This window comes from Type-E symbiont of Plautia stali (assembly GCF_059731115.1).
The window spans coordinates 2,658,403-2,682,746 of the sequence record NZ_AP035906.1 but is presented as its reverse complement, the minus strand read 5'-3'; the positions used below and the strand labels follow the sequence as shown (position 1 = coordinate 2,682,746).

The 24,344-nt window shown below is 55.8% G+C and carries 21 protein-coding genes and 1 pseudogene; 13 read left to right on the top strand and 9 right to left on the bottom strand.

All coding sequences use genetic code 11. The features are described 5' to 3' along the window. Positions 1-35: 35 nt before the first annotated feature. The 4 genes from AC6I8L_RS12360 to AC6I8L_RS12345 are packed head-to-tail and all read right to left on the bottom strand — an operon-like array spanning position 36 to position 4,096. Positions 36-1,565, bottom strand: coding sequence for an aldehyde dehydrogenase (NADP(+)) (locus AC6I8L_RS12360; RefSeq protein WP_479398933.1), 1,530 nt, complete (start codon positions 1,563-1,565; stop codon positions 36-38). Next, on the bottom strand, positions 1,562-2,158 hold the full coding sequence (locus AC6I8L_RS12355; protein ID WP_058962279.1) for a dihydroxyacetone kinase subunit L: 597 nt from the start codon (positions 2,156-2,158) through the stop codon (positions 1,562-1,564). The genes AC6I8L_RS12360 and AC6I8L_RS12355 overlap by 4 nt, the downstream gene beginning before the upstream one ends. Beyond that, a complete protein-coding gene (locus AC6I8L_RS12350) occupies positions 2,155-3,153 on the bottom strand; it encodes a dihydroxyacetone kinase subunit DhaK (RefSeq protein ID WP_058962278.1) in 999 nt (332 codons plus the stop codon). Before AC6I8L_RS12350 ends, AC6I8L_RS12355 begins: the two co-directional genes overlap by 4 nt. A gap of 46 nt (positions 3,154-3,199) precedes the next feature. Continuing rightward, positions 3,200-4,096, bottom strand: a complete 897-nt coding sequence (locus AC6I8L_RS12345; RefSeq protein WP_058962277.1) for an IclR family transcriptional regulator — start codon at positions 4,094-4,096, stop codon at positions 3,200-3,202. A 429-nt stretch (positions 4,097-4,525) separates the two neighbouring features. Between AC6I8L_RS12345 and AC6I8L_RS12340 the strand changes: the two genes are divergently transcribed. The 5 genes from AC6I8L_RS12340 (at position 4,526) to fusA (ending at position 11,801) form a co-directional block, all read left to right on the top strand. Further along, positions 4,526-5,437, top strand: coding sequence for a dihydrodipicolinate synthase family protein (locus tag AC6I8L_RS12340; RefSeq protein WP_058962276.1), 912 nt, complete (start codon positions 4,526-4,528; stop codon positions 5,435-5,437). Between the two features lie 80 nt (positions 5,438-5,517). Next, positions 5,518-6,861, top strand: a complete 1,344-nt coding sequence (locus AC6I8L_RS12335; protein ID WP_058962275.1) for an MFS transporter — start codon at positions 5,518-5,520, stop codon at positions 6,859-6,861. 18 nt (positions 6,862-6,879) lie between these two features. Further along, positions 6,880-8,208, top strand: coding sequence for an MFS transporter (locus tag AC6I8L_RS12330; RefSeq protein WP_064511362.1), 1,329 nt, complete (start codon positions 6,880-6,882; stop codon positions 8,206-8,208). 27 nt (positions 8,209-8,235) lie between these two features. Next, positions 8,236-9,546 carry an MFS transporter gene (locus tag AC6I8L_RS12325; RefSeq protein WP_058962274.1) on the top strand — a complete coding sequence of 437 codons (1,311 nt, stop codon included), beginning with the start codon at positions 8,236-8,238 and terminating at the stop codon, positions 9,544-9,546. 155 nt (positions 9,547-9,701) lie between these two features. Further along, a complete protein-coding gene (fusA, locus tag AC6I8L_RS12320) occupies positions 9,702-11,801 on the top strand; it encodes an elongation factor G (protein WP_058962273.1) in 2,100 nt (699 codons plus the stop codon). Positions 11,802-11,910: 109 nt separating this feature from the next. On the opposite strand, the gene AC6I8L_RS12315 is transcribed toward fusA, so the two are convergent. Both AC6I8L_RS12315 and AC6I8L_RS12310 read right to left on the bottom strand, forming a co-directional pair. Beyond that, positions 11,911-12,696 carry a phosphate/phosphite/phosphonate ABC transporter substrate-binding protein gene (locus tag AC6I8L_RS12315; RefSeq protein WP_479400731.1) on the bottom strand — a complete coding sequence of 262 codons (786 nt, stop codon included), beginning with the start codon at positions 12,694-12,696 and terminating at the stop codon, positions 11,911-11,913. Then, entirely contained in the window at positions 12,593-13,642 is a 1,050-nt protein-coding gene (locus tag AC6I8L_RS12310) for a fatty acid desaturase (RefSeq protein WP_498013926.1), read from the bottom strand. The genes AC6I8L_RS12315 and AC6I8L_RS12310 overlap by 104 nt, the downstream gene beginning before the upstream one ends. 217 nt (positions 13,643-13,859) lie before the next feature. Here AC6I8L_RS12310 and AC6I8L_RS12305 point away from each other — a divergent pair. Further along, positions 13,860-14,882: pseudogene (locus tag AC6I8L_RS12305) on the top strand (LLM class flavin-dependent oxidoreductase). Between the two features lie 38 nt (positions 14,883-14,920). Here AC6I8L_RS12305 and AC6I8L_RS12300 read toward each other — a convergent pair. The 3 genes from AC6I8L_RS12300 to AC6I8L_RS12290 all read right to left on the bottom strand — a co-directional run bounded on the left by AC6I8L_RS12300 (position 14,921) and on the right by AC6I8L_RS12290 (position 17,867). Continuing rightward, a complete protein-coding gene (locus AC6I8L_RS12300) occupies positions 14,921-15,748 on the bottom strand; it encodes a glycosyltransferase family 8 protein (protein ID WP_058962325.1) in 828 nt (275 codons plus the stop codon). Positions 15,749-15,768: 20 nt separating this feature from the next. After that, positions 15,769-17,151, bottom strand: coding sequence for a D-arabinono-1,4-lactone oxidase (locus AC6I8L_RS12295; protein ID WP_058962324.1), 1,383 nt, complete (start codon positions 17,149-17,151; stop codon positions 15,769-15,771). A gap of 74 nt (positions 17,152-17,225) precedes the next feature. Then, positions 17,226-17,867: a TetR/AcrR family transcriptional regulator gene (locus AC6I8L_RS12290; RefSeq protein WP_058962323.1), complete on the bottom strand. Its 642-nt coding sequence runs from the start codon at positions 17,865-17,867 to the stop codon at positions 17,226-17,228. Between the two features lie 212 nt (positions 17,868-18,079). Here AC6I8L_RS12290 and AC6I8L_RS12285 point away from each other — a divergent pair, with 212 nt between their 5' ends. The 7 genes from AC6I8L_RS12285 to proR all read left to right on the top strand — a co-directional run bounded on the left by AC6I8L_RS12285 (position 18,080) and on the right by proR (position 24,317). Next, positions 18,080-18,907: a MetQ/NlpA family ABC transporter substrate-binding protein gene (locus tag AC6I8L_RS12285; protein ID WP_058962322.1), complete on the top strand. Its 828-nt coding sequence runs from the start codon at positions 18,080-18,082 to the stop codon at positions 18,905-18,907. A 9-nt stretch (positions 18,908-18,916) separates the two neighbouring features. Further along, positions 18,917-20,044, top strand: a complete 1,128-nt coding sequence (locus tag AC6I8L_RS12280; RefSeq protein ID WP_058962321.1) for a methionine ABC transporter ATP-binding protein — start codon at positions 18,917-18,919, stop codon at positions 20,042-20,044. Continuing rightward, on the top strand, positions 20,025-20,681 hold the full coding sequence (locus AC6I8L_RS12275) for a methionine ABC transporter permease (RefSeq protein WP_058962320.1): 657 nt from the start codon (positions 20,025-20,027) through the stop codon (positions 20,679-20,681). Before AC6I8L_RS12280 ends, AC6I8L_RS12275 begins: the two co-directional genes overlap by 20 nt. A 288-nt stretch (positions 20,682-20,969) precedes the next feature. Further along, the gene (locus AC6I8L_RS12270; RefSeq protein ID WP_058962319.1) at positions 20,970-22,169 is read left to right on the top strand and encodes a M20 family metallopeptidase; all 1,200 of its coding nucleotides are present in this window, start codon (positions 20,970-20,972) and stop codon (positions 22,167-22,169) included. 11 nt (positions 22,170-22,180) lie between these two features. After that, positions 22,181-23,485, top strand: coding sequence for an NtaA/DmoA family FMN-dependent monooxygenase (locus AC6I8L_RS12265; RefSeq protein WP_058962328.1), 1,305 nt, complete (start codon positions 22,181-22,183; stop codon positions 23,483-23,485). Between the two features lie 171 nt (positions 23,486-23,656). Further along, a complete protein-coding gene (locus AC6I8L_RS12260; protein ID WP_058962318.1) occupies positions 23,657-24,010 on the top strand; it encodes a type II toxin-antitoxin system RelE/ParE family toxin in 354 nt (117 codons plus the stop codon). Positions 24,011-24,014: 4 nt separating this feature from the next. Beyond that, positions 24,015-24,317 carry a transcriptional regulator ProR gene (gene proR / locus AC6I8L_RS12255; RefSeq protein ID WP_058962317.1) on the top strand — a complete coding sequence of 101 codons (303 nt, stop codon included), beginning with the start codon at positions 24,015-24,017 and terminating at the stop codon, positions 24,315-24,317. The last annotated feature ends 27 nt before the right edge of the window (positions 24,318-24,344 follow it).

Below are 24,344 nucleotides of genomic sequence, written 5' to 3'. Positions count from 1 at the left end.
AATCGCAGCGGCAAGGGTTTCCAGCTATCAAATGTTTAATTTTGCACAGATTGCGGCAGTAACGCGCTGGGTAGATCCTGATAACAGACCGGGCGCAGGAACCGCTGTATCGCGGTTGCCCCCACTGAAGTGGTGCGACTATCACTGGTGGCCGGGAAGGGGCCGCCATGTACCATGGCATAGCCCACATCTACGCCGGTTGGGAAACCATTGGCGAGAATGCGTCCGGCACGTTGTTCAAGCATCGGCAACAATGTGGCGGCCAGCGGCTGATCCTGCGGTGCTAATTGCAGGGTGAGGGTGAGCTGTCCCTGAAGTACCTGCAGCGCGGCCTCAAGTTCATGCTGATTAGCACAGCGCACCAGCAACGAAACAGGGCCGAATACTTCATTCTGCATGCGGGGTTCATTGATGAAATCTCTCGCGTGGGTCATTAACAGCTGTGGCTGTCCCTGATTAGGGCCGTTTTTCTCTTGCCCAACGGCTAATCGCTCAACTCCCTCTAAAGCGGCTAGCGCGCTAGCATGTTGCTCACAGGCCACGGCAATGGCGGGCGTTAACATCGTTGTGCTGGGCTTCTGGTGTAGGGCGTCACAGGCGAACTGAACAAAGCGATCAAAATCTTCGCCATCACAAGCAAGTACCACGCCGGGGTTGGTGCAGAATTGGCCGCAGCCCAACGTCAATGAATCAACAAATCCTTGTGCTAATTTCTCTGCTCGTTGTTGCAGCGCGCCGGGCAGCAATAACATGGGGTTAATGCTACTCATCTCGGCATAAAGCGGAACCGGGCGCGGACGTTGCTGCGCCAACTGCAATAACGCCAGGCCGCCGCTGCGAGAGCCGGTAAATCCTACGGCGCAGATGGCGGGATGCTGCACCAACGCGCAGCCACTGAGCGTCGACGTGCCGTGTAGCAGTGAAAATACCCCTACCGGCAGTTCGCATTGTATGACGGCTTGCGTGATAGCGCGGGCCACAAGCTCACTGGTACCGGGATGCGCAGGGTGTGCTTTCACCACCACCGGGCAACCCGCCGCCAGTGCGGAAGCGGTATCGCCGCCTGCTACTGAGAAGGCCAGTGGAAAATTACTGGCGCCAAAAATGGCCACCGGACCTAATGGCACCAGGCGTTGACGCAGATCGGGACGCGGCAACGGTTGACGATCCGGTAGCGCAGGCTCAATAAGGGCTCCCTGAAATGCACCCTGGTCGACCACATCGGCGAACAGATTGAGCTGACCGATGGTACGCCCACGCTCTCCTTCAATCCGCGCGCGTGGCAGGGCCGTTTCCTGCATCGCACGTTCAATCAGTTCATCTCCGAGCGCCAGAATGTTTTCGCCAATCTGGCGCAGGAATCGCGCACGCACGTCGAGGCCAGCCTGGCCATAAGCGATCAACGCCTCTGCCGCGCTTTGACAGGCGGCATCAATTTGCGATGCATCGGCTTCAAAAAAATTCGGTTCCAGCGCGCAATCTCGTTGTGGATCGATGGCCTGAAAGGCCTGAGCTGCGCCGCGCTGGCGTTGTGTCGCAATAAAGAGTTCTCCCGTGAGTGTCATGCTGCCTCCTCCGTTAATGATTCCACCAGGCGCAACAGCGCCACCATGCCGGGATCGTCGAGCCCCTGCGATTTCCCGGCAAACATCCGGGCGCGCCCCATGCGGTTAGGTAAAGGGCGGAAATGATCGAGTGCCTGCTGCAGAGTGCGCTGCAGGTCGCCTGTTTGAGCGGGTTGTTCCAGGGTGATCGCCAGCGCGTGCAAGCCATCCAGGACCGTTTTATCGCCCAACGCAGCGCCGCCGCGTTGGGCTAAGGTGGCGATCACCTGATGCAGCAGTGCGGCAGTCTCGACACGCGTCAGTTCACTTTTATCCTGACTGAATTTGCTGGCGGTGATCAGCGCTTGCGCGAGTAAGGTACCGAAGCTGGAGCCCGAAGCTTGCATACAGGCCATGGCGGCAACGCGGAAAACGTCGCTCAAGGCTGCATTCGCTGCTACAGCCTGCAGTGCGCTGTCGGTCAGTTGTGCACACTTTTCCAGTGTGGCACCGAGATCGCCATCTCCCAGTTGACCATCCAGCGCATTTAACTCGGCACTGTATTCGGGGACGCGAGTACAAATGTGGCGTAAGGTGGTGGCTAATGGTGTCATGGCTGGCTCCAGAAAGGGCTTGAGGCGGGGGCGCACAACAGGGCTTCCAGCTCGCTATCGAGCGCGCACAGGCTAAGTGAGAAGCCACTCATTTCCATTGAAGTGGCGTAGCGGCCAATCAGAGGTTGCACCAATGTGACCTGCCGATCCGCCATGCGCTGTGCCACCCGGCGATAGAGAATGTAGAGTTCTTCCAGTGGCGTGGCGCCCAGACTGTTGACCATTACGCTGAGTCGCTCACCACGGCCGGCAGGGAGTTCCTCCAGCAGTCGATCAATCATCTCGTCGCACAATACATCGGCGGTGCGCAGTTCGCCTTGCCAGATGCCGGGTTCACCGTGGATGCCCATACCCAAAGCGATTTCGTTTTCCGCCAGACTAAAGGCTGGCGTGCCCGATTCCGGTACGATACACGGTGACAGCGCAACACCAATCGAACGCACCGCGTTGACAGCGCGTTGTGCCGTGGCGGTCACCGCCGATAAATCTGCTCCAGTTGCTGCTTTCGCACCGGCTAATTTATAGGCATATACCAGTCCTGCCACTCCCCGCCGTTTATGGGCTTCTGCTTGCGGAGCACTGGCCACATCGTCGGTCATACGTACCTGAGTGACAGCCATGCCTTCGAGTTCCGCCATTTCCGCGGCCATTTCAAAGTTCATGCGGTCACCGCCATAATTGCCATACAGCTGCAGCACGCCGGCGCCCTGATGGCTGGCCTGCATCGCCGTTAAACAGTCTGCTACACGCGGCCCGGCAAATACGTTACCGATGGCGCAGGCATCCACCAGTCCGCGACCCACGTAACCATGAAATAAGGGGAGATGGCCGGAGCCACCACCGGTCACGATCGCGACTTTAGGTTCCTGAGCATGATGCAGTGCCAACACGCGGCCGCTGTCACCCAGGCGTTGGTAGTGGTGAGGATGGGCGGCACACAGGCCGTCCAGCATCTCGTCGACGTAGCGTTGGGGATCGTTGCAAATCTTCTTCACTCTGCTTCTCCTGTTACCAGGCAACGCCCCCGCGCAATGTGCTGCGCTATTCGGGTAGCGCGGGAAGGTCGCCGCGGCGGGTTGTGATCGAACCTGCGGCAGCCGGGCGGGAAGGTGTCCATCCCAACTCCAGCGATATTTTGTTGGCCATCTCCATCACCAGGCCTGAAAGTCCTTCAAGGCGTGCCAGGGGCAGACGTTCAGCCGCACCGGAGACGCTAATGGCGGCAAAAACCTGACCGTTTGCCGCCCGCACGGGTGCGCCAATGCAGTGCACGTTCAGTTCGTTCTCCTGCAAATCTAGCGCATAGCCTCGTTCACGAATGCGCGCCAGTTCGGCTTCCAGCGCCTCACCATCCGTGATGGTGTAAGCCGTGCGTTGTGGCAGCGAATCGGCGATGATTTTGCGAATCAGCCGTGGAGACTGCCAGGCGAGAAACGCTTTGCCCACGCTGGTGCAGTGCACCAGTGCCGCTTCAATACGTGTGATAGTGGTATTGCCGGTACTGGTCATCTCCTGACGTTCAACAAACGCCATTTGTGCTCCATCGAAAATGCACATGTGCGTGCTTTCGCCGGTGATCAGTTGCAGTTGTGCGGCATAGGGGCGCGCATGGCTGTCGAGATCCAGGTTCTGAATCACTAAATTTCCCAACTGAAACAGCTTCATACCCAGCTTGTAAGTTTCGCGTTTGCCGTTCTGCTCCAGCAGACCAATATCCCGCAGCGACGAGACCAGCCGGTGCGTTGTCGCGCGCGGCAATCCGGTACGCGCCGCAATTTCCGCTGGCGTTAAATTGGCATCGCGCTGCGAAAAACATTCGAGAATTTGCAGTACCTTGGTCAGGCTTTTGATCGATGCCTGATTCAGTTTTTCCGCCTCGGTTCCGCTGTTTGTACTCATACCCACCTCAAAGATCAGCAACAGAGAAGCGTGCTTCACGCACCCGCTCAGTTCACAGTATTTTGCCCTCATGGCTCTTATACTGAGACACTTGCGCCAGAATAGCGCCTTTTCACGAGCCTGCCACCCCCAACTTCCCTGTATTTCGATTTGTATCTCATATTGTGGGATATGATTGTCAATATGTCGACTTAATCCTGATTATAAAGTGACTATCGGACGGTGTTCGACGATGAAGAACGATTAACGTTGAAGCCTGAAATGTAATTTAATGTCCTATTTTCAGTGTGTTAATGCTATTAACGACATAATAAGCGGTTATTGGATCGTATGAAATTTGATCTAGATATGTGATCTTAATTCCACAATGAGAGATTTGATGTTGATCAATTTAACTGTGTCTCACATTAATTGATTACCGCGAGTCGTTATCGCTTTAATCAGCGTCTTGAGAGACAGGAGCATAAAATGAGTCAGCAGATTGCAAGCCAGGCCAAAGAACTCAAAGCCAAACTGCGCGGCGTCTTGCCGCCGATCACCATGCCCTTCAACGCCGAAGGTGAATTGGTGCGCGGTGGCTTGAAAGAGCAGATCGATTTCATCATTAACTCAGGTGCCAGTGCGATTGTGGTGGGCGGCAGCACCGGGGAAGGGCATACGCTATCCGACGAAGAGTTTCGTCAGGCCATGCACGAAGCCTATGAAGCCAACAATGGCCGTGTGCCCTTTGTCGCCGGGTTGATTGTTAACAGCACCCGTCAGGCCATTGCACGGGTGAAAATGCTGGAAGGGATGAAGCTGGATGCGCTACAGGTGACGCCCGTGCATTACCTGTTCAAGCCTGACGATGACGCCACCGTTCGTCATTTCCGCGAAATTTATGAAGCCACGCAAATCCCTATTCTGATTTACAACGTGATCCCGTGGAATTACCTGAGTCTGGATCTGATGAATCGCATCATGGATGAAGTGACGGGTGTGGTCGGTATGAAGCAGAGCGGCGGGGATCTCAAGTCAGTTTCTGATTTGCTACTGCGCTGCCCTGAGAAAATTATCGTTAGTGGGGTGGATGCATTGCTCTATCCCGGCTTTGCCATCGGTTGTCAGGGCGCGATCTCGGCCTTAACCAGTGCCGTGCCGTCGGTGGTGGCCAGGATGTTCAAAGCAGTGGAAGAGAACGATCACGCCACCGCTCGCGATATCCATTTCCGTCTGAGTGATTTGTGGAGCCAGCTGCCGCACGACAATCTGCCCGCCTGCGTGAAATATATCCAGAGCCTGCAAGGCGTAACGCTGTATCAGCCGCGTCCACCCATGCAGCCGGTCAGCGATGCGCTCAAATCCAATATTAAAGCGGCGTTCGATCGTCTGATGGGCTGATTTGCACCCCCGCACAGCGGGACATTATAAAAAATCACGCCACGACCCTCTTAAAACGGGCGTGGCGGAGGTGCAGAAAGATGAAATTTGACCACAACCCTACACTTGAACGTGATGCGGCCTCGGCACCACGGGAAATTCCACGTGAGGTGGTGCGACCGAAGCACCATCTGCGCTGGGCAATTATCGGCATCATTATTCTGTTAACCATCACCAACTACCTCGATCGCGGCAATTTGTCGGTGGCGGCACCCCAGATCATGCAAGATCTCGGCATCAGCCACGCGATGATGGGCGTGATACTGTCGGCTTTTGTCTGGCCTTACGCCATTATGAACCTGCCAACCGGCTGGGCAGTGGACCGCTTTGGCGTCAAAGTCCTGCTGGCGCTGGCGGCAGGCCTCTGGTCACTGGTCGCGATTCTCACTGGCTTCGCGCGCAACATCGGCACTTTTATTGGCCTGCGTATCGCGTTAGGGATCAGCGAAGCACCGTTGTTCCCTGGGGCGTTAAAAGCCACCGATACCTGGTTCCCGGATCGTGAAAAGGCGGCGGCGACCAGCGCCTATATTGCAGCCACTCAAGTGGGGTTAGCCCTGGCTCCACCAATCTCCACGCTGTTAATGGCGGCCTTCGGCTGGCCAGCCATGTTTATCATTATGGGATTGATTGGCTTTGTCGCACTGGCGGGCTGGCTGGTGCTGTATCGTGAGCCGGAGAAACATCCCTGGCTGCATAAGGATGAACTGCGCTATATCCGCGAAGGGCAGGCCACGGCGCAGCAGGCATCCGATGCGCCACGCGTGACAGTGCGCGAGTGGGGTGGGCTCTTCAGACATGCCTCTGTCTGGTACATGGTCATCGGTGGATTTTGTCTGCAGTACGTTTTCTGGTTTTACATTGGCTGGTTGCCAACCTACCTGCAACAGGCGCAGGGTTTTACCCTGAGCCGGGCGGGCTGGCTGTCCGCGCTACCTTACATTGCAGGTGGGGTGGCGGTACTGATTGGCGGGCGCTTCTCAGATCGCCTGGTAAGGAAGGGATTGGATCCCTTCAATGCGCGTCGATATACCATTGCGGGAGCCGCGTTGCTGACGGCAGGCGCGATGTTTGTGACAGCACTGGTGAATGGAGCGGCGCTTGCCGTGGTGATGCTTACACTGGGCATGTTCACATACAGCTTGTCGTCGGGTAACTACTGGACACTGGCGGCAGAGGTGGTCACCACGAAGAAATGGGTGGCTTCCGTAGGCAGTATTCAGAATTTTGGCGGCTTTCTTGGCGGGGCGTTCGCGCCCGTGGTCACCGGGATAGTAGTGGATCATTTTGGCGGGTTCGTGCCGGCACTGATGCTGGCAGGATTCATGGCGTTGATATCGGCAGGCATGTATGGCCTGGCCTTGCGCCACCGTCTACCGGTCTGACTTTTCAGGAGTGACACCATGGATGCGACATCGCAACTTGCGACCGCTGAAGAGCGCAGCGCGCCCCCTGAACTGACGCAGCGTCAGCTCAGGCTGACCCTGATCTCTTCACTGATTGGCACCGCGCTGGAGTGGTATGACTTTTATCTGTATGGCACGGCGGCGGCGCTGATCTTCAACCACTTGTTCTTCCCCTCGCTGTCACCGCTAAGCGGGACGCTGGCCGCTTTTGCCAGTTATGGCGTGGGCTTCCTCGTACGTCCAATCGGCGGGCTGTTCTGGGGCTATATCGGCGATAAATACGGTCGCCGGCCGGTGCTGATTGGCACCCTGATCCTGATGGGTTTAAGCACCACCGCGATTGGCCTATTGCCGGGATATGCCAGTATCGGCATTGCGGCCCCGTTGTTATTAACCTTCTTGCGCTTACTGCAAGGTTTTGGTGCAGGAGCCGAGTTCAGTTCGGCTATCACCCTCAATGCAGAGAAAGCACCCGCTCATCGGCGCGGTTTCTACGCCAGCTGGTCGGGCGTGGGCATTGGCTGCGGAGTCTTACTTTCTGCATCGGCCTTTGCCCTGGCACAACAGATGCCACCAGAGGATTTCGTGAGTTGGGGTTGGCGCGTGCCGTTCCTGCTCAGCATCGTGGCGGTGTTTGTTGGTGGTGCGATCCGCCTCTATGTGACCGAATCCCCCGTGTTTCGCAAGCTGGCAGCAGAGCAGAAGCTGACGCGCGCCCCTTTTGTATCGGTGTGGCAAAACCAGCGTCGCAACTTTTTTGTGGCGCTGGGTGCCCGCATGGCGGAGAACACTGCGGGTTTCTTCCTGCAGGTGTGGACGATCTCCTATGTCACACAATCACTGCACGTTAACAGTGCGATTCCCGTGGCGGGTGTGTTGCTTGGGTCGGGTATCGGTTGCATCACTATTCCCCTGTTCGGTGCGCTCTCCGACCGTGTCGGCCGCAAGCCGGTTTACATCGGCGGTGCACTGTTGTTTGGCGCGGGGATGTTCCCGTACTTTTGGTTGCTCAACAGCGGCAATCCTTGGCTGATCATTAGCGCCATGGTGGCGATGATCTCGCTGGCTAACTACTCGATGTTTTCGGTGCAGGCGGCGTGGTTTGCCGAACTGTTTGATGGAAGGACGCGTGTCACCGCCATCTCCATGTCACGCGAAATCTCCTCGATCTTTGCCGGCGGGTTGGCGCCGATCATCGCCAGCAGCCTTTTGTTGTGGTCAGGAGGCCATTACGGCGCCGTGGCGATCTATATGATCGTCCTGAGCATTATCACCATTGTTTCCGTGTGGCTGGGTCCTGAGACCCGCGGTTGCCGCCTCGACTAAACCTCAATCCTGCGTCGGGAGTTCAGCATGCACTCACATGAATTGACCGCCAGTGCGGCGGTCAGTCGCACCGCTTCGCGCGGAGAAATGCGCAAAATCGTCACCGCCAGTGTGATGGGTACCATAATCGAGTATTACGACTTCACGCTTTACACCACCGCCACCGCGCTGGTGTTCAATAAAATCTTTTTCCCCGGTGAATCTCCGTTGGTGGGGAGTCTGGCGGCCTTCGCCACCTACTTTGTCGGCTACTGTGCACGTCCGCTGGGCGGGGTGCTGTTTGGTCACTTCGGCGATCGCATAGGCCGCAAGTTCGCCTTGATGATGACGCTGATCATCATGGGTCTTGGTACCTTCCTGATCGGTCTGATTCCGCCTTACGCCCAGATTGGCGTCTGGGCACCCATCGCTTTGGTGGTGCTGCGCTGTCTGCAGGGTATTGGCATTGGCGGCGAATATGGCGGCGGGATGACCATGGTGGTGGAACATGCACCGCCGGAACGGCGTGGGTTTTACAGTTCACTGGTGCATATCGGCGTGCCAGCCGGGTTCCTGCTGCCGATTATTTTTATCACCCTTCTTAATGTGGCATTGGACGAAGCCGATTTCCTCAGCTGGGGCTGGCGCGTGCCGTTCCTGCTCAGTGTTGTGCTGCTGGGAGTGGGGATGTTTATTCGTAGCCAGATTGAGGAAACGCCGGCCTTCAAACGGATGAAACGTGATGGCACCCAGGCGAAAGTGCCGGTGCTGGAGGCCTTACGCTATCACACGCGGGATGTGCTGCTGGGTATCGGGGCCAAAATTGCCGAAAGCGGACTTTTCAACATCTACGCGGTGTTTGCCATTAGCTACTGTGTCAACGTGCTGGGGATGAAAAGCCAGGTCGTTTTGTATGGCATTCTGCTGGCTTGCTTGCTGGAGTGTTTCACTTTACCGCTGTTTGGTCGCATGGCCGATCGTTATGGCAAAAAGCGCGTCTATATTGGCGGGATGATCGCTCAGGCGTTGCTGGCGTGGCCCTTTATGCTGATGCTGGCAAGCGGGCAACTCCCCTTGATTTATCTGGCTATCGCACTGGGGCTGGCGATTGGGCACGGCAGCACCTTTGGTGCACAGGGTGCATTCTTCTCTTCGCTGTTCCCGGCACGGGTGCGCTACAGCGGCTTATCCCTGGTGCAACAGATCGGCCCGATTCTTGGTGGCGGGTTATCACCGATGATCGCCACCGCGCTGCTGGTCAGCGGGGAAGGTTATGGTTGGGTGATTGGCTATATGGTGTTTATGGCGCTGCTCTCTGCCCTCAGTGCGTGGCGGCTGCGAGACGCAAAGATGGAATAACCGGCAGGCTGTTGCATTCAATCAATCCACTTTTGCCTATGATTAAAAAAGGCTCAAACTGTTCGTATTTATTCGTACAATGGGTCTATGCTGTTGCGCAGCGGCGGGCAATGGTGCTCGCCCACTTTTCCAGTCGAACAGACTAAGGACGCATCATGCCCCGACCCCTACCTATCGAACGTTATCGCAATATCGGCATCTCCGCGCACATCGATGCCGGTAAAACCACCACCACTGAGCGCATCCTGTTTTACACCGGAATGAGCCACAAGTTAGGTGAAGTGCACGATGGCGCGGCAACCACAGACTGGATGGCGCAGGAGCAGGAGCGCGGCATTACCATTACCTCGGCGGCAGTGAGTTGCTTCTGGCCGGGCATGGATGGCAGCTTCACGCCACACCGCATCAATATCATTGATACCCCCGGACACGTCGATTTCACCATCGAAGTGGAGCGATCCATGCGCGTGCTGGACGGTGCCGTGATGGTGTATGACGCCGTCGGTGGCGTACAGCCGCAGTCGGAAACTGTGTGGCGTCAGGCCAACAAATACCACGTACCGCGCATTGCTTTCGTCAACAAGATGGACCGCCAGGGCGCGGACTTCTTCCGCGTGGTGCAGATGATGAAAGATCGTCTGCATGCCAATCCGGTACCGATCGTGATTCCGATTGGTGCGGAAGAGCATTTTGCAGGCGTAGTGGATCTCAACAAGATGCGCGCCATCTACTGGGATGAGGCCAGCCAGGGCATGACGTTCAGCTATGCGCCGATCCCCGAGGAGCTGCAGGCGCAGGCCGCCGAATGGCGCGAAAATATGGTGGCTGCTGCGGCGGAAGCCAGTGAAGCGCTGATGGATCGCTATCTGGAGCAGGGCGACCTGAGCGAAGAAGAAGTGATCGCCGGATTGCGCCAACGTACCCTGATTGGCGAGATCCAGCCGATGCTGTGTGGTAGCGCGTTCAAAAACAAAGGTGTGCAGCGCATGCTTGATGCGGTGATTGAGCTGATGCCGTCGCCGCTGGACGTGCCGCCGGTTTCCGGTGTGAACGAAAAAGGCGAGCACGATGAGCGCCATGCTGATGACGATGAACCGTTCTCGGCGCTGGCCTTCAAACTGATGAGCGATCCCTATGTGGGCCAACTCACCTTCGTGCGTGTCTACTCCGGTGTATTGCGCAAAGGCGACAGCGTGTGGAATGCGGTGAAAGGGCGCAAGGAGCGTATCGGGCGCATCGTGCAGATGCAGGCTAACGATCGTATCGAAATCGAAGAGATTCGTGCGGGTGACATTGCCGCCTGTGTGGGCTTAAAAGAGGTCACTACCGGTGAAACGCTGTGCGATCCCAATGCAGTGATCACGCTGGAACGCATGGAGTTTCCGGACCCGGTGATCTCGCTGTCGATTGAGCCGAAAACCAAGGCAGATCAGGAGAAAATGGGGCTGGCGCTGCAGCGTCTGGCGGCGGAAGATCCGTCATTCCGCCTGCACACCGATGAGGAGTCAGGCCAGACGATTATTTCCGGCATGGGCGAGTTGCATCTGGAGATCATCGTTGATCGCATGAAGCGTGAATTCGGTGTCGAAGCCAACATTGGTCGGCCACAGGTCACCTATCGCGAAACCATTCGTAAGACGGTGCGCGATGTGGAAGGCAAGTTTGTGCGCCAGTCGGGTGGTAAAGGTCAGTATGGTCATGTGGTGCTGACGCTGGAACCGCAGGCTGCAGGCACCGGTTTTGCCTTTGAAGATGCCACCAAAGGCGGCGTGGTGCCGCGCGAGTTTATTCCTTCTGTGGAGAAGGGGATTCGTGAGGCTCTGAACAGTGGTGTACTGGCGGGTTATCCGGTGGTAGACCTTAAGGCCACGCTGACTTTTGGTTCGTATCATGACGTCGACTCCTCGGAAATGGCGTTCCGCATGGCGGCGATTTTCGGTTTCAAAGCCGCAGCAAAACAGGCTGACCCGGTGATTCTTGAGCCGGTGATGCAGGTGGAAGTGGAGACGCCAGAGGATTACGCCGGTGGGGTGATGGGCGATCTCTCTTCGCGTCGCGGTACGCTGCAAGGTATGGATGAGCGCTTTGGTGCGCGCATCATCCGAGCCGAAGTGCCGCTGTCAGAGATGTTTGGCTACGCCACCACGCTGCGATCCATGTCGCAGGGCCGTGCGACTTACAGCATGGAATTTGCGCATTACGCTGAAGCGCCACGCAATGTGGCCGAGGGAATTATTGCGTCACGCGCAGAGTGATTTTTTGGGCGGCAAGGATGCCGCCTTTAAGCTGCGTGATATATTGCGTATAGCTGCAGCGCGATTAAAGATGGTCGTTGCGCGATAAATTACATCGCGGCTGTTCAAATCACAGCAACTTCACACCGTATTCCGCTGCTTGATCTTCCCACGCTTGCACCTCATCGTAGAATGCGCGTTCTGGCACCGCAAAACCGCTGATCAGGCTCGCCGCCAGCAGATGCTGATACTTCTTATCAGTAGTGAGTTCGGTCAGTGCGCTGCGCAGATGCTCAAGCGTTTGAGCATCGGTTTTTGCTGAGGTGATTAACGGCAATGCGGCACACAGCGGGGTTTCGCCAATGATCTCTAGCCCGGCCAGTGCTTCAGGGTGATGAGCACGCAACAGCGCCCAGGTGATGCAATCGATCGCCGCGATATCCGCTTGTTGTTCACGCAACGCGCCTAACGATTGACGATGGCTGCCACTCTGCAGCGCTTCACTGAAGAAATGCCCGTCGTGTGCCAGAGGGGCGATCACATAACGCAGCGAATTGTAGCCCGAGTGCGAGTCATCACTGTTGCATACGGCGCGGCGACCACGAAAATCGCTCAGGATGAGATTTTCATCCTCTTTGCGCGCCACCAGCCAGCTGCGATAGCGTAGTCCCTCACAGCCTTGCGCGCTGGATTGAAACGCGCCGACCAGTTGCACATCAGGCAATAAAGCAACCAGCGGATAGCCACAGGTCTGGCTTAACAGCAAATCAGCGTCGCGCCAGTGGGGTAAGAGTTCGTTGTGCCATTCAACCTCAGCCTGCACGCCGCGTTGTTTCAGCAGCGTCGTTAGCGCTGCGGTCAGGCCAAGCGTCGTCGGATGATGGATATCGTACATCGGCAGTGAAATGATCGGCATGCTGTGCATCCTTGTGCGTTCCCGGATGGGCGTTAACGTTGACCGGTTTGCGCCAGAAACGCAGCAACCACTCGCCATAACCAGCGACGCGGAAACCGTGATTGCGCTGATGGTAGCCGTCGCGATACAGCAGATAGACTTTGCGCAAGCCGTACCAGGGCAAACCGGGCAGATCGTGATGTACAGAATGATAGTTGAGATTCAGAAATAGCAAACGCCACGGCCAGGCGGCTTCATTATTCACGGAGCGTGCCAGTGGAGCTTCTTCAGCGCGATGTTCGTAGAAAGAACGTATTTTGGTCAGCGCCAATGCCGGATAACTCACGGCAACCACGAACCACAGCGGCGATAATCCATGCTGCTGTATCCAGTAAAAAAGCCCGCCTAGCAGCGTAAAATGAACCATCCACATAGTAATAGCCGCACGATCCCGTGCCAACACCATCACTTTCAGCGTGGCCGCAATATCCAGCAGCGGACCTAACAGCAAACGGCCGGGAAAAGTATTATGCAGGTGAATCAACCGCTGCTGCCACGGCTTGAGTTGTGCCCAGCGTTCCGGTGACAGGTAGTATGTCTCCGGATCTTCATCCGGTTCGGTCAGGGTGTGATTGCGGTGATGCGCCAGATGTGAATCGCGATACAGCCCATACGGATACCACACCGCCAACGGCAGGGTACCAAACAGCTGATTGAGCCCTGGAAAACGCGTGGGATGGCCATGGATCAGCTCATGCTGCAGCGACATATACCAGGTGGTGAAAACAATCAGCAGCAGAGTGGTTAAAAACAGACCCAGCGTTTGCCAATAGATGACGCAGCCAAACCAGCCGCCATACACCCCGACCATCAGCGCCCAGGTGGGCAGTTCACTGCGCCACAGCCAATTGCGGCCCAGCTGATGCACCACTTCACGCTGCTGTGCATTGATATAGTCGTTTGCCATGCGGATGCCATAAACCTGTGAATCGGATGAATTCCCCGCAAGATGATTGATCACCGTGATAAACACAAAGACCGTGTTTTTATGACTTATGCAAAAAAGTTGATGAAGCGCGCGAAAACTATTGGCTATCAGTCACCTCTCGCCTGGCGTAACCTTTCTCCATCGAAACCTAATGCATCATGTGCGGGCCAGTGCGGTCCCTCTGGAGAATTTCACCATGAAAAAGATTGGCTTCTTATCCTTTGGTCACTGGACCCCGTCATCGCAGTAAGCCACCCGTTCCGCTCAGGACGTGTTACTGCAATCCATCGATTTAGCCGTGGCTGCAGAAGAGCTGGGCGCGGATGGCGCTTACTATCGCGTGCACCACTTTGCGCGTCAGTTAAGTTCACCGTTCCCGCTGCTGGCGGCGGTCGGTGCCAAAACCAATCGCATTGAGATTGGTACTGGCGTGATCGATATGCGTTATGAAAACCCGCTGTATATGGCGGAAGATGCCGGTGCGGCAGACCTGATTTCTAACGGCCGTCTGCAACTCGGTCTGAGTCGCGGATCCCCGGAGCAGGTGATTGAAGGCTATCGTTACTTTGGGTTTAACCCGAAAGAGGGTGAAACCGATGCCGATATGGGACGTCGTCACACCGAAGAGTTGCTGGAAGTGCTGCGCGGTGAGGGTTTTGCTAAACCGAATCCACAGCCGATGTTCCCGAATCCACCGGGCTTACTACGTCTGGAGCCGTTCTCAGAAGGACTGCGTGAGCGTATTTGGTGGGGTTCCGGTTCAAATGCAACGTCCATCTGGGCAGCTCAGCAGGGGATGAATCTGCAAAGCTCCACCCTGAAGGATGATGAGACTGGCGAGCCGTTCCACATCCAGCAGGCCAAACAGATTCGCGCTTACCGTGAAGCCTGGAAAGCCGCCGGACATCAGCGCACGCCGCGTGTGTCAGTGAGCCGCAGTATCTTTGCGCTGACCAATGACATCGACCGTGCTTACTTTGGTCGCAGTGGTCAGGATCAGGACTCCGTGGGCTTCCTCGATGAGAAAACCCGCGCCATTTTTGGTCGTAGCTATGCGGCAGAGCCAGATCAGCTGATCAAACAGCTGGCACAGGACGAAGGGATTGCCGAAGCCGATACGCTGCTGCTTACCATCCCGAATCAGCTGGGCGTGGATTACTGTGCGCACGTGATGGAAAGCATCCTGACCCATGTGGCACCGGAACTGGGCTGGCGTTAAAACTAAAGAGGCGCACTTTGCGAAGTGCGCCTCTTTTCTTAATTAACCCCTAACTTCCACCACAGCTTATCCAATGCGTAGTAGCGGTCGCGTTCGCTTTCGGGTTGGTTGAGGTCGCGTTTCCATGGCTTAGCCAGAATAAAGTGCAGGTTCTTCACTTCATCCTCTTGCCACATGGCGCTGTGCTGGAACGGAAGTGTTTTCAGTGCGTTGTAAATATACGGCAGCGGCAGCCAGCGATTCTCAAACACTTCATTAAGTAAATCCTGTTCAGAGAACGGATAGCGGCGTAGATCAGTGATAGCAGCGACTTTTTGCTGTAGCCAGCTAAACACCTCTTGATCCGGTTCGAGCACTAAAAAGCCACCATTCAGATAGCGGTCCAGGCTGGCAGGAGCCGCTTCACCGCGATCCTGCCAGGTGTAATGGCAATTTTCCGGCTGCCAGCTGGCGGGATAACTGGCGATTTTATTCGGATTACAGCGACAGGCGTGGCACGCGGCCAGCGCATGATCGCCGAGGTCCAGCGTAAACAGCTCATCCATATTGCGCAGCACCAGCATGTCGGCATCAAGAAATACCACGCGCTCACAGCCGGTCAGTTCCCATGCCCGCAGCTTGCTCCACACTTCACCAAATTGCGCAGAGGCATAATGCTGCTCCAGTTCCGCATTCGGCATCAGAGGATCGACTGGATGAATCACACAGCCCAATGCCTGCAAATCTTCACGCGTTTCGATGTCGATCGCATCGGTCACCATCACAATCAATGGCCATGCGGTTTCGCTGCGTTTTAGTGAACGGTGCAGCGCTTTCACGCCGATAAAATAGTCCGGTTGTGTCAGTAGTGTTACCCAGGCGTACATAAATCTTCCCCCGTCAAAATTCAATCAAACAAAGCCGTGGCATAGTCATTGCTAAAACGACGCTGCGGATCGAGTTGTTCCCGTACCGCGCGGAACGCATCCCACTGCGGATAGATATCCCGCCAGCTGTAGCGCTGCGGATCGTAGTATTTTCCCCAGTGCGGTCGTCCGCCTTCTGCTGCCAGTAATTTCTCCACCTCGGTGAGGAAATGCAGACCGTCCTGTGACAGCGAACCGTCATCGGCGTAATAGACCACGAAGCCAAAGAAACAGGTCGGCTGCTGATAAGCTGGACTAAGCCAGGCTTCTGACGCGCCCGTGCAGCGCAAAATGATGGGGTAGTGCATGTGCGGGTGATTCTCCGCATACCAGGCTTTGATTTTGCCGATAATTTCCGGTGTTTTATCCAGCGGCACGCCAATTTCCACGTTAATTTGCGGCACGGCAATACCGCGACAAAACAGCTGGTAGATGTCGCCGCTGAGGTCGGTGAAATCGCGGAATCGCGTGACCGTACGGAACTGTTTACCGCCTTTGCCTTCAATCTGCGTATCACGATGCATCTGCGCCAGCGTCTGATCGATGGTGTCATTCAGACTGCTGTCAGTGTCATCGCCATGCTCGATCACCTCTCCACCATTGGCGTGCCACGCCTGAACATCTGCTTCACTGGCGGGGTTGGCATTCCACACGTGCATCAGGTTGTCATCCACAAACCACCAGGCTTTGCTCAGTTCATACTGTTGATTCCAGCGCGGCAGATCCTGCTCCAGCGTATCGGCAGACTCGGCAAATTTATGGCAGGTAAACAGGCGAAACGGCTGGGTGCGCAACGTTATGGCGGTCACAATCCCCAGCGAACCTAATGAGGTTTGCGCCGCAGGGAAATCACTATCGCCACGTTGAAACTCCCGCACGCTGCCGTCGGCCATAACCATGCGGATGCTTATCACTTCATCCGCCAGTGAACTCTGATCCAATCCCTGGCCATGGGTGCCCGTCGCTATCGCGCCCGCCAGCGTCTGAACGGATATCACGCCTGGCGAACAGCCTAACATGCGATTGCGCGCGGTGAGTGCGTCGAACACCTGCTGCAGCAGCGTGCCTGCCGCGAAAGTGATGCTGTCGTCATCCTCTCCCAATACGCCTTGCATGGCGCTGAGATCGAGTAACAGATCGTCGGCATTCACACACAGCATGCGGCCGGGTGATAAACGGCTGCCGATGACGCGCACTTTGCCTGTTGACGAACTCAGCAGCTGTTGCAGTTCGGCTTCGTTTTGCGGCTGATGGACTTGCTCACGCTGGCCCACCACGGTGTTTTGCGCCCAGTTCCACAGGACACTGTCGTGCTCGGTATTTTGCGGGTTGCGAAGGGGGTAAAGGAGGGAATCTCTGTTCACTACGGCGTTCCTTATACTGAGGTCTGTGACGGTCCCAAAGCTTTAAGCGTAGACCATCACAGCACTGCCCATGTTTAAGGTGCCTTGCAGATGTAGCGCAGCGTTGCGGTCACGGCCAGTTGGCGGTTACGACGGATGCTGTCCTCTTCCGTATCCTCAGGGGTGAACAGGAAGTGGAAGGTGTAGCGGTTGGCGACGTGGTGCACACAGATACTGCTCAATAAGCGGTGCACGTCCACGGTGTTCAGGCCATCAATAAAGATGCCTTGCTGCTGACCGCGCGTCAGAATGTCATCCAGCAGATCCAGCGTACTTTTGTTCAACGCTTTGATGCGCTCGGACTGCACAATATAGCGACCGCGCAACAGGTTTTCCGTACACACCAAACGCATGAAATCCTGATGGGTGGCGTGATAGTCGAAGCTGGCTTCGACCAGTTTAATCATCGCCTGCTCGGGTTCCATCTGTGCAAGGTTCAATCCGGTTTCGTGTTCACGAATCGCCTGATAGACCTGCTCCAGCACCTCGATATACAGCTTCTCTTTGTTGACGAAGTGATACACCACCATGCGCTTAGTGGTCTGCGCGTGTTCAGCAATCTGCTCAAGGCGTGCGCCCTGCATACCGAACTCGGCGAAGGTTTTCAGGGCACCGGCAAGGATGCGTTTTTTCAGCCCTTCCGGGTCATTTTTACGTTTCGTTGTAGTGTCCGACATAGCGCTCAATAACAGGTCAATCAAAACGGCATGGTACCACAGCCGTCCGTTCACTTGTGGCGATGCGAGCGGCTGCGTGTCTTTATTCTTTTCAGGAATAGCATTCCCGGATAAATCATAATGCAGGAATAAGCATCTGCGTATACTGCGGCTATCTGTTCATCACGACAGTGTACTTTGACCGCTGCAATTATAACGATTAGGAAATAACTATGCACACACGTCTGGCATCCGCCAAAACGACATTCTTGTTAACCGCCGGCGCTTTGCTGCTGGCGAGCACCGTATTAGCACCGCTGTCACTGGCGCACGCCGCCGATAAAACCTCAGTCAAAGTCGGCATCATGAGCGGAGAAGATGAAGACGTCTGGCGCGAAGTGATCAAGCAAGCCGCTGCCAAAGGACTGACGGTGAAAACCGTGATTTTTAACGACTACAACCAGCCGAATGAGGCACTGCAAAATGGTGAGGTGGATGCCAATGCCTTCCAGCACCAGCCTTTCCTCAATAACCAAATCAAAGTGAATCATTACGATATCGTTCGCGTGGGCGATACGGCAGTGTGGCCGATTGGTCTCTACTCGAAGAAAGTGAAGAAGGCGGCTGAGCTGAAAGACGGGGCGGTAATTGGTGTGCCGAACGATCCTTCCAACGAAGCGCGTGGCTTAGTGCTGCTGGAAAAGCAAGGTCTGATCAAGCTGAAGCCTGGCGTCGGCATTGCCGCCACCACGGCAGATATCACCGCCAACCCTCATCACCTGCAAATTAAGGAGCTCGACTCCGGCATAATTGGCCGTTCAGTGCCGGATCTGGATGCGGCGGTGGTGAACACCGACTGGGCATTGAAAAGCGGTCTGACTGCCGCCGATCGTATCGCGCAGGAGCCGGTGAAGGACAACCCTTACAACAACTTTATCGCCGTGAAGAAAGAGAACGTGAGCGCGCCATGGGTGAAAACCCTGGTGTCCTCGTATCAGAACGACGCTGTGAAGACCGTGTTTGATAAGGTCTATAAAGGCACCGGCGAAACGGCCTGGTAAGGATTAAGCATGACGATTTTCTCGGGTGTCGAAGCACCGTTTAGCGCGTTAACGCGTGGCGTGGTAGAGAATACGCAAGACCGTGAACGTCTTGCTCGCGAAAGCGGCAGCGTAGTGCACTTGCAGGGCGTTTCACGTCGCTTTGGGCAAACTCAGGCGCTGCGCGATATTTCACTGACGGTGCAGAAAGGTGAAATTCTCGGCCTGATTGGCCGCAGTGGTGCGGGCAAATCGACGTTGATTCGCTGTCTGAACGGACTGGAGCAACCTGACGAAGGCGTCATTGAAATCGAAGGCCGGAAAATTACCGGCCTGTCGGAAAAACAGCTGCAATCTGTGCGTAGTCGCGTCGGTATGGTGTTCCAGCACTTCAACCTGCTGTCGGCGAAAACCGTGGCGCAGAATGTCGCGTTGCCGCTGAAAATTGCCGGTCTGGATAAGGTGCAACGTGCCCAACGCGTGGCGGAATTACTGGAATTGGTGGGGCTGGCGGATAAGGCACAGCACTATCCGGCGGCGCTCTCAGGCGGTCAGAAACAGCGTGTTGGCATTGCTCGTGCACTGGCGGCAAGCCCGGCACTGCTGCTATGTGATGAAGCCACTTCAGCACTGGATCCTGAAACCACCCGTTCTATTCTCGCGCTGCTTAAATCACTCAACCAAAAACTGGGTATTACTATTCTGCTGATCACCCATGAAATGGAAGTCATCAAGTCGGTGGCGCAACGCGTGGCGGTAATTGACGCGGGTGAGATCATTGAGCAAGGCCTGGTGTGGCAGGTGTTTGCGCATCCTCAATCTGAGCTGACGCGCACCTTATTGCGTGGATTGCTGCCGCAGCTGCCTGAAGCGCTGGCCGCACGGGTTACCGAGAGGAGACAGGGTGAGGCCATCTATAGCGTGCACTTTGCCGGCGAGGATGCGCAGGGCGATTTGCTGACCCGATTTGCGGCGGCGTTGCCGGACAAGTTCCGCTTATTACAGGGCGGCATCGATCATATTCAGCACTACGCCGTGGTGCGTTTTTTTATCGCGCTTCCGGTCGCCAACGTGGCCGATGAGCAACAGATTCTCAGCTGGCTGCGCGGGCAGCAGGCGCAAGTGGAGTTAGTCGGTTATGTCGCCAGTGATGATTGATTTATTGCTCAACGCGTTGGGCGAAACGGTGTTGATGACGCTGATTTCAGGATTGTTTTCACTGGTTGCCGGTTTACCGTTGGGGCTGATTCTGGTGATGACCAGCGCAGGCGGCATCGCAGAACACCGTGGCATTAACCGGGTGCTGGGGCTGGTGATCAACGGCTTCCGCTCGCTCCCTTTCATCATTTTGCTGGTGGCGCTGATTCCGTTTACCCGCTTTCTGGTCGGTACGTCACTGGGGACGTGGGCGGCGATAGTTCCGCTGTCGATCACCGCAACGCCGTATTTTGCTCGCGTGGCAGAAGTGTCATTACGCGATGTGGATCGCGGCCTGATTGATGCGGTACGCGCGATGGGTGCCAGTAAGCTCCGTATCGTCTGGGATGTTTTAATCCCAGAAGCGCTGCCCGGCATTCTCTCGGGGTTTGTGGTGACGCTGGTGGCATTAATCGGCGCATCGGCGATGGCGGGAGCGATTGGTGCGGGCGGATTAGGCGACCTGGCGATCCGTTACGGTTATCAACGCTTTGAAACCTCAGTGATGATCGCGGTGATTGCGGTGTTGATTGTGCTGGTATGTGGCATTCAGTGGGTCGGCGATCGACTGGTGCAGCACATCGATAAGCGACACTAGACGTCGCGCGATAAATCGCGTCACTAGCGGTTTTACAAACATAGCGAACCGTAGTGAACGTCCAGCACGTCAAGCCTTTGCAGGGTGTAGCCTTCAGGTCGGCCCAATACGGGTGAGCCAGGACTCGCCCGCAGCAAAACAGCCGCAGCGGGGCAATTTATTGCGTATTTTTGCCGTAAATCAGTTGTGCCTTTTCCCGCAATCCTTATCACTATTTCTTGATAAACATCAGCAGCTAACGCGCTTAGAGTGATGGTAATGTCTTGCCAATATTCAGGAGAATTCGTTATGCCGCTGAATACCCTTCAGCTCACGCTGGAAAACTATCTCGAACAGCACAGCGCCTCATATATTGCGGTGGCGAAATCGATCTTTGCGAAACCGGAAACCGGCAACAACGAATACTTTGCCAGTGAGCAGCTGACGCAGTTGCTCACTGAGCAGAGATTTGAGGTCACGCGCAACGTCGCCGGACATGAAACCGCGTTTTACGCGGTCAAAGCCAGCAGTAAACCGGGCCCGACCATTGCCTTCCTGGCGGAATACGATGCGCTCATTGGCATCGGCCATGCCTGCGGACACAACCTGATCGGCACCACCAGCGTCGCGGCGGCCATCACGCTGTCTCAGGTGCTGGAACAAACCGGCGGCCGTGTCGTGGTGTTAGGAACGCCAGCGGAAGAGGGCGGATTAGCCGGTCCTGGCGGGCCAAAAGGCAACGTGAAGAAGCGTTTTGTCGAAGCCGGGCTGCTCGAAGATGTCGATGTGGCGCTGATGGTGCATCCATCCGGTAAAACGCGCCTTACTGAATCGACGCTGGCGAACAATCATCTCTATTTCCATTTTTATGGCAAACCCTCACACGCTGCCAGCGCCCCGCATGAAGGCATCAATGCGCTGGATGCGTTGGTGCTGCTATACAACGGCATCAGCGTACTGCGCCAGCAGTTGCCGGACGGCGTGCGTGTGCACGGCATTATCACCAACGGCGGTCAGGCACCCAACGTGATCCCGGAATACGCTTCGGCGCACTACTACATTCGTGCCGATAGCCGCGAGTTGGTGGAATCCTTAGAGCCGAAATTAAGAGCGATTGCCGAGGGTGTGGCGCTGGCGACCGGTGCACGTGTGGAGATTGATCATCAAATCGGTCCGCGTGATTTCAAGCTTAACCCCGCGCTGGATGCGGTGCTGCTGGAGGAGTTTCGTGCAGCGGGCGAGCAGGTCGATCTCTCGCCGCAGCGCAATAAAGTCTCAACTGATGCCGGGGACATCAGCCATGCGGTGCCCACCGCGCACCCGTGGCTGAAAATTGGTCCGGATGATCTGATTTTTCACACTGTGCCCTTCCGTGAAGCCGCCAACTCTGAGCGCGGTTATCAGGCGTTGCTGATTGGCGCCCGCGTGCTGGCACGCACCGGGTTGCGTCTGCTGATTGATGCAAACGCACTTCAAGCCGTAAAAGCAGATTTCACGCGCCAACCTTAAAGGAGAATATGGTGTCGCAAACGTATCGTCGTAAACTCAAAACCTTAGTCGGTGCCAGCAGCGTGATTTCCGCGGGCAATGACAGCCAACCGGGCGTGGGTATCGCACGCGCCATTGAACTGGCGAAAATCGCTGAACGCGAGAAAATCACCGGCCTGTTCACTGCTGATTTACTGCAGGCCGATCCCGCTGGATTAGCGGGCACCACCGGCACGCAGGACCCGCTGATTGCCTTAGCGGCGTTAAGTCAGGTGACGTCGCAGATTGGCTTAATCGCTACGGTCAGCACCAGTTGGTTACATCCTTATAATCTGGCGCGCCAGGTCGCTACACTGGATCACATCAGCGGCGGCAGAGCTGGGTGGAATGCGGTGACTTCCTCCGTCGGTGAGGAGAATTTTGGTGAAAGCCAGTTGCCACCACCGCAGGAACGCTATGCACGCGCCACCGAATTTATTGAGGTGATGAACGCGCTGTATGACGCCAACGAACGTGCAGCAGTGCAGCGCACGGCAAGCGGTGGCATTCGTATTGATCATCGCAAACTCCATCCTATCCACTATCGTGGTGATTTCTTCCAGGTTGCCGGACCGCTCAACGTACCGCCGCCGCCGCAGCGCCGTCCGGTGCAGTTTCAGGCCGGGCAATCTGAGGCGGGTGTCACGCTGGGTGCGCGCTATGCCGAAGTGATCTACACATCGCAGCCCACCTTTGAGGCGGCGCAGACATTTGTGGCAGATGTGCAGCAGCGGGCACGACGTTTTGGTCGCGAACAGAATCCGCCGCTGATCATGAACTCATTCCATTCCATCATTGGCGAGAGTGATGCGGATGTGGCTCGTCGCCTGCGTGACAAACACGAACGGATAGATTTCGAACAGGGCAGGCTGCGCGTTGCGGATATGCTGGGCGGTGAGGTGGATCTGTCTGACTTGCCGTTCGACCAGTCATTGCCCGCTTCGCTGATTCCGCAACTGGAGCAGGTGCATCGCCGCCAGGGCCGCGCCGCCATCTTCCGGCAGTATGCGCTGGAGGGGTTGACGCTACGTGAACTGATTATCAAAGCAGAAGAGACCGGCCACTGGTTTGTGGCAGGCACGCCAGAACAACTCGCCGATGCCATCGAACAGCGTTATCAGGCGGGCGTGCTGGACGTCATTTCCCTGCACGGCCTGGGTAGCCCGGACCAGCAAGATTTGCTGCTCAACGGACTGCTCCCTGAATTACGTCGCCGTAATTTGCTGGATAACGACTATCAGGGCAGCGATTTCCGCAGCAGCCTGGAGCTGGCACCTTTATCGCCTGCAGTGGATTAGCATCTTTGTTAATGAGGGCCATGCCCGCTCAGGATAACTGAGCGGGCATTTTTTTTTGGAATCCCTATCGACACGTCATTACAGATAAAGTGCGTGACTCGGCTTGCTTCGCCACACTGATTATCGCCTTTAACCTATATAGTAGTTGACCTATATTGATAGGAGCGTATCATGTGGCAGATAGTAACAACGGACACTTTTGATAATTGGCTTGTGGCGCAAGATGACACTGATAGAGCATGCGTTTTGTCCGCATTGATCGTATTGCAGCAAGCAGGACCAGCGTTATGCAGGCCTTACGCTGATACCCTCAAAGGCTCTCGTTTTAGCAATATGAAAGAGCTTCGTATTCAAAGCAAAGGTGATCCTATTCGGGCATTTTACGCATTCGATCCCCGGCGCAGCGGTGTAGTGCTTTGTGCGGGTCATAAGTGTGGCAATGAAAAGCGTTTTTATGCTGAGCTGATCCCGCTCGCAGATAAAGAATTTACCCATCATCTTCAACGCGAAGAGAGAAAGGAGTAACGACATGGGCAGAACACTCGAACAGATTCTTGCGGCCGAGAAGGCTGAAGTCGTCGCTAAAGCCAATTCCATGGCTGAAGAAGTATTACTGAATATTCACCTTGCTGAATTGCGTGAAAGAGTAAACAAAACACAGGTGGAGATAGCGCAGCAATTAAATATTAAACAACCCACCGTGGCTGGAATGGAAAAACCTGGCCGGGACTTAAAACTCTCGACGTTGAAGCGCTATGTTGAAGCCGCTGGCGGAAAACTGCGTCTCAACATCGAGCTCCCCGATGGCTCGCATTATGAGTTTGTTGTTTAATTCCCTTCTTTGACTTTTTATCCGCGA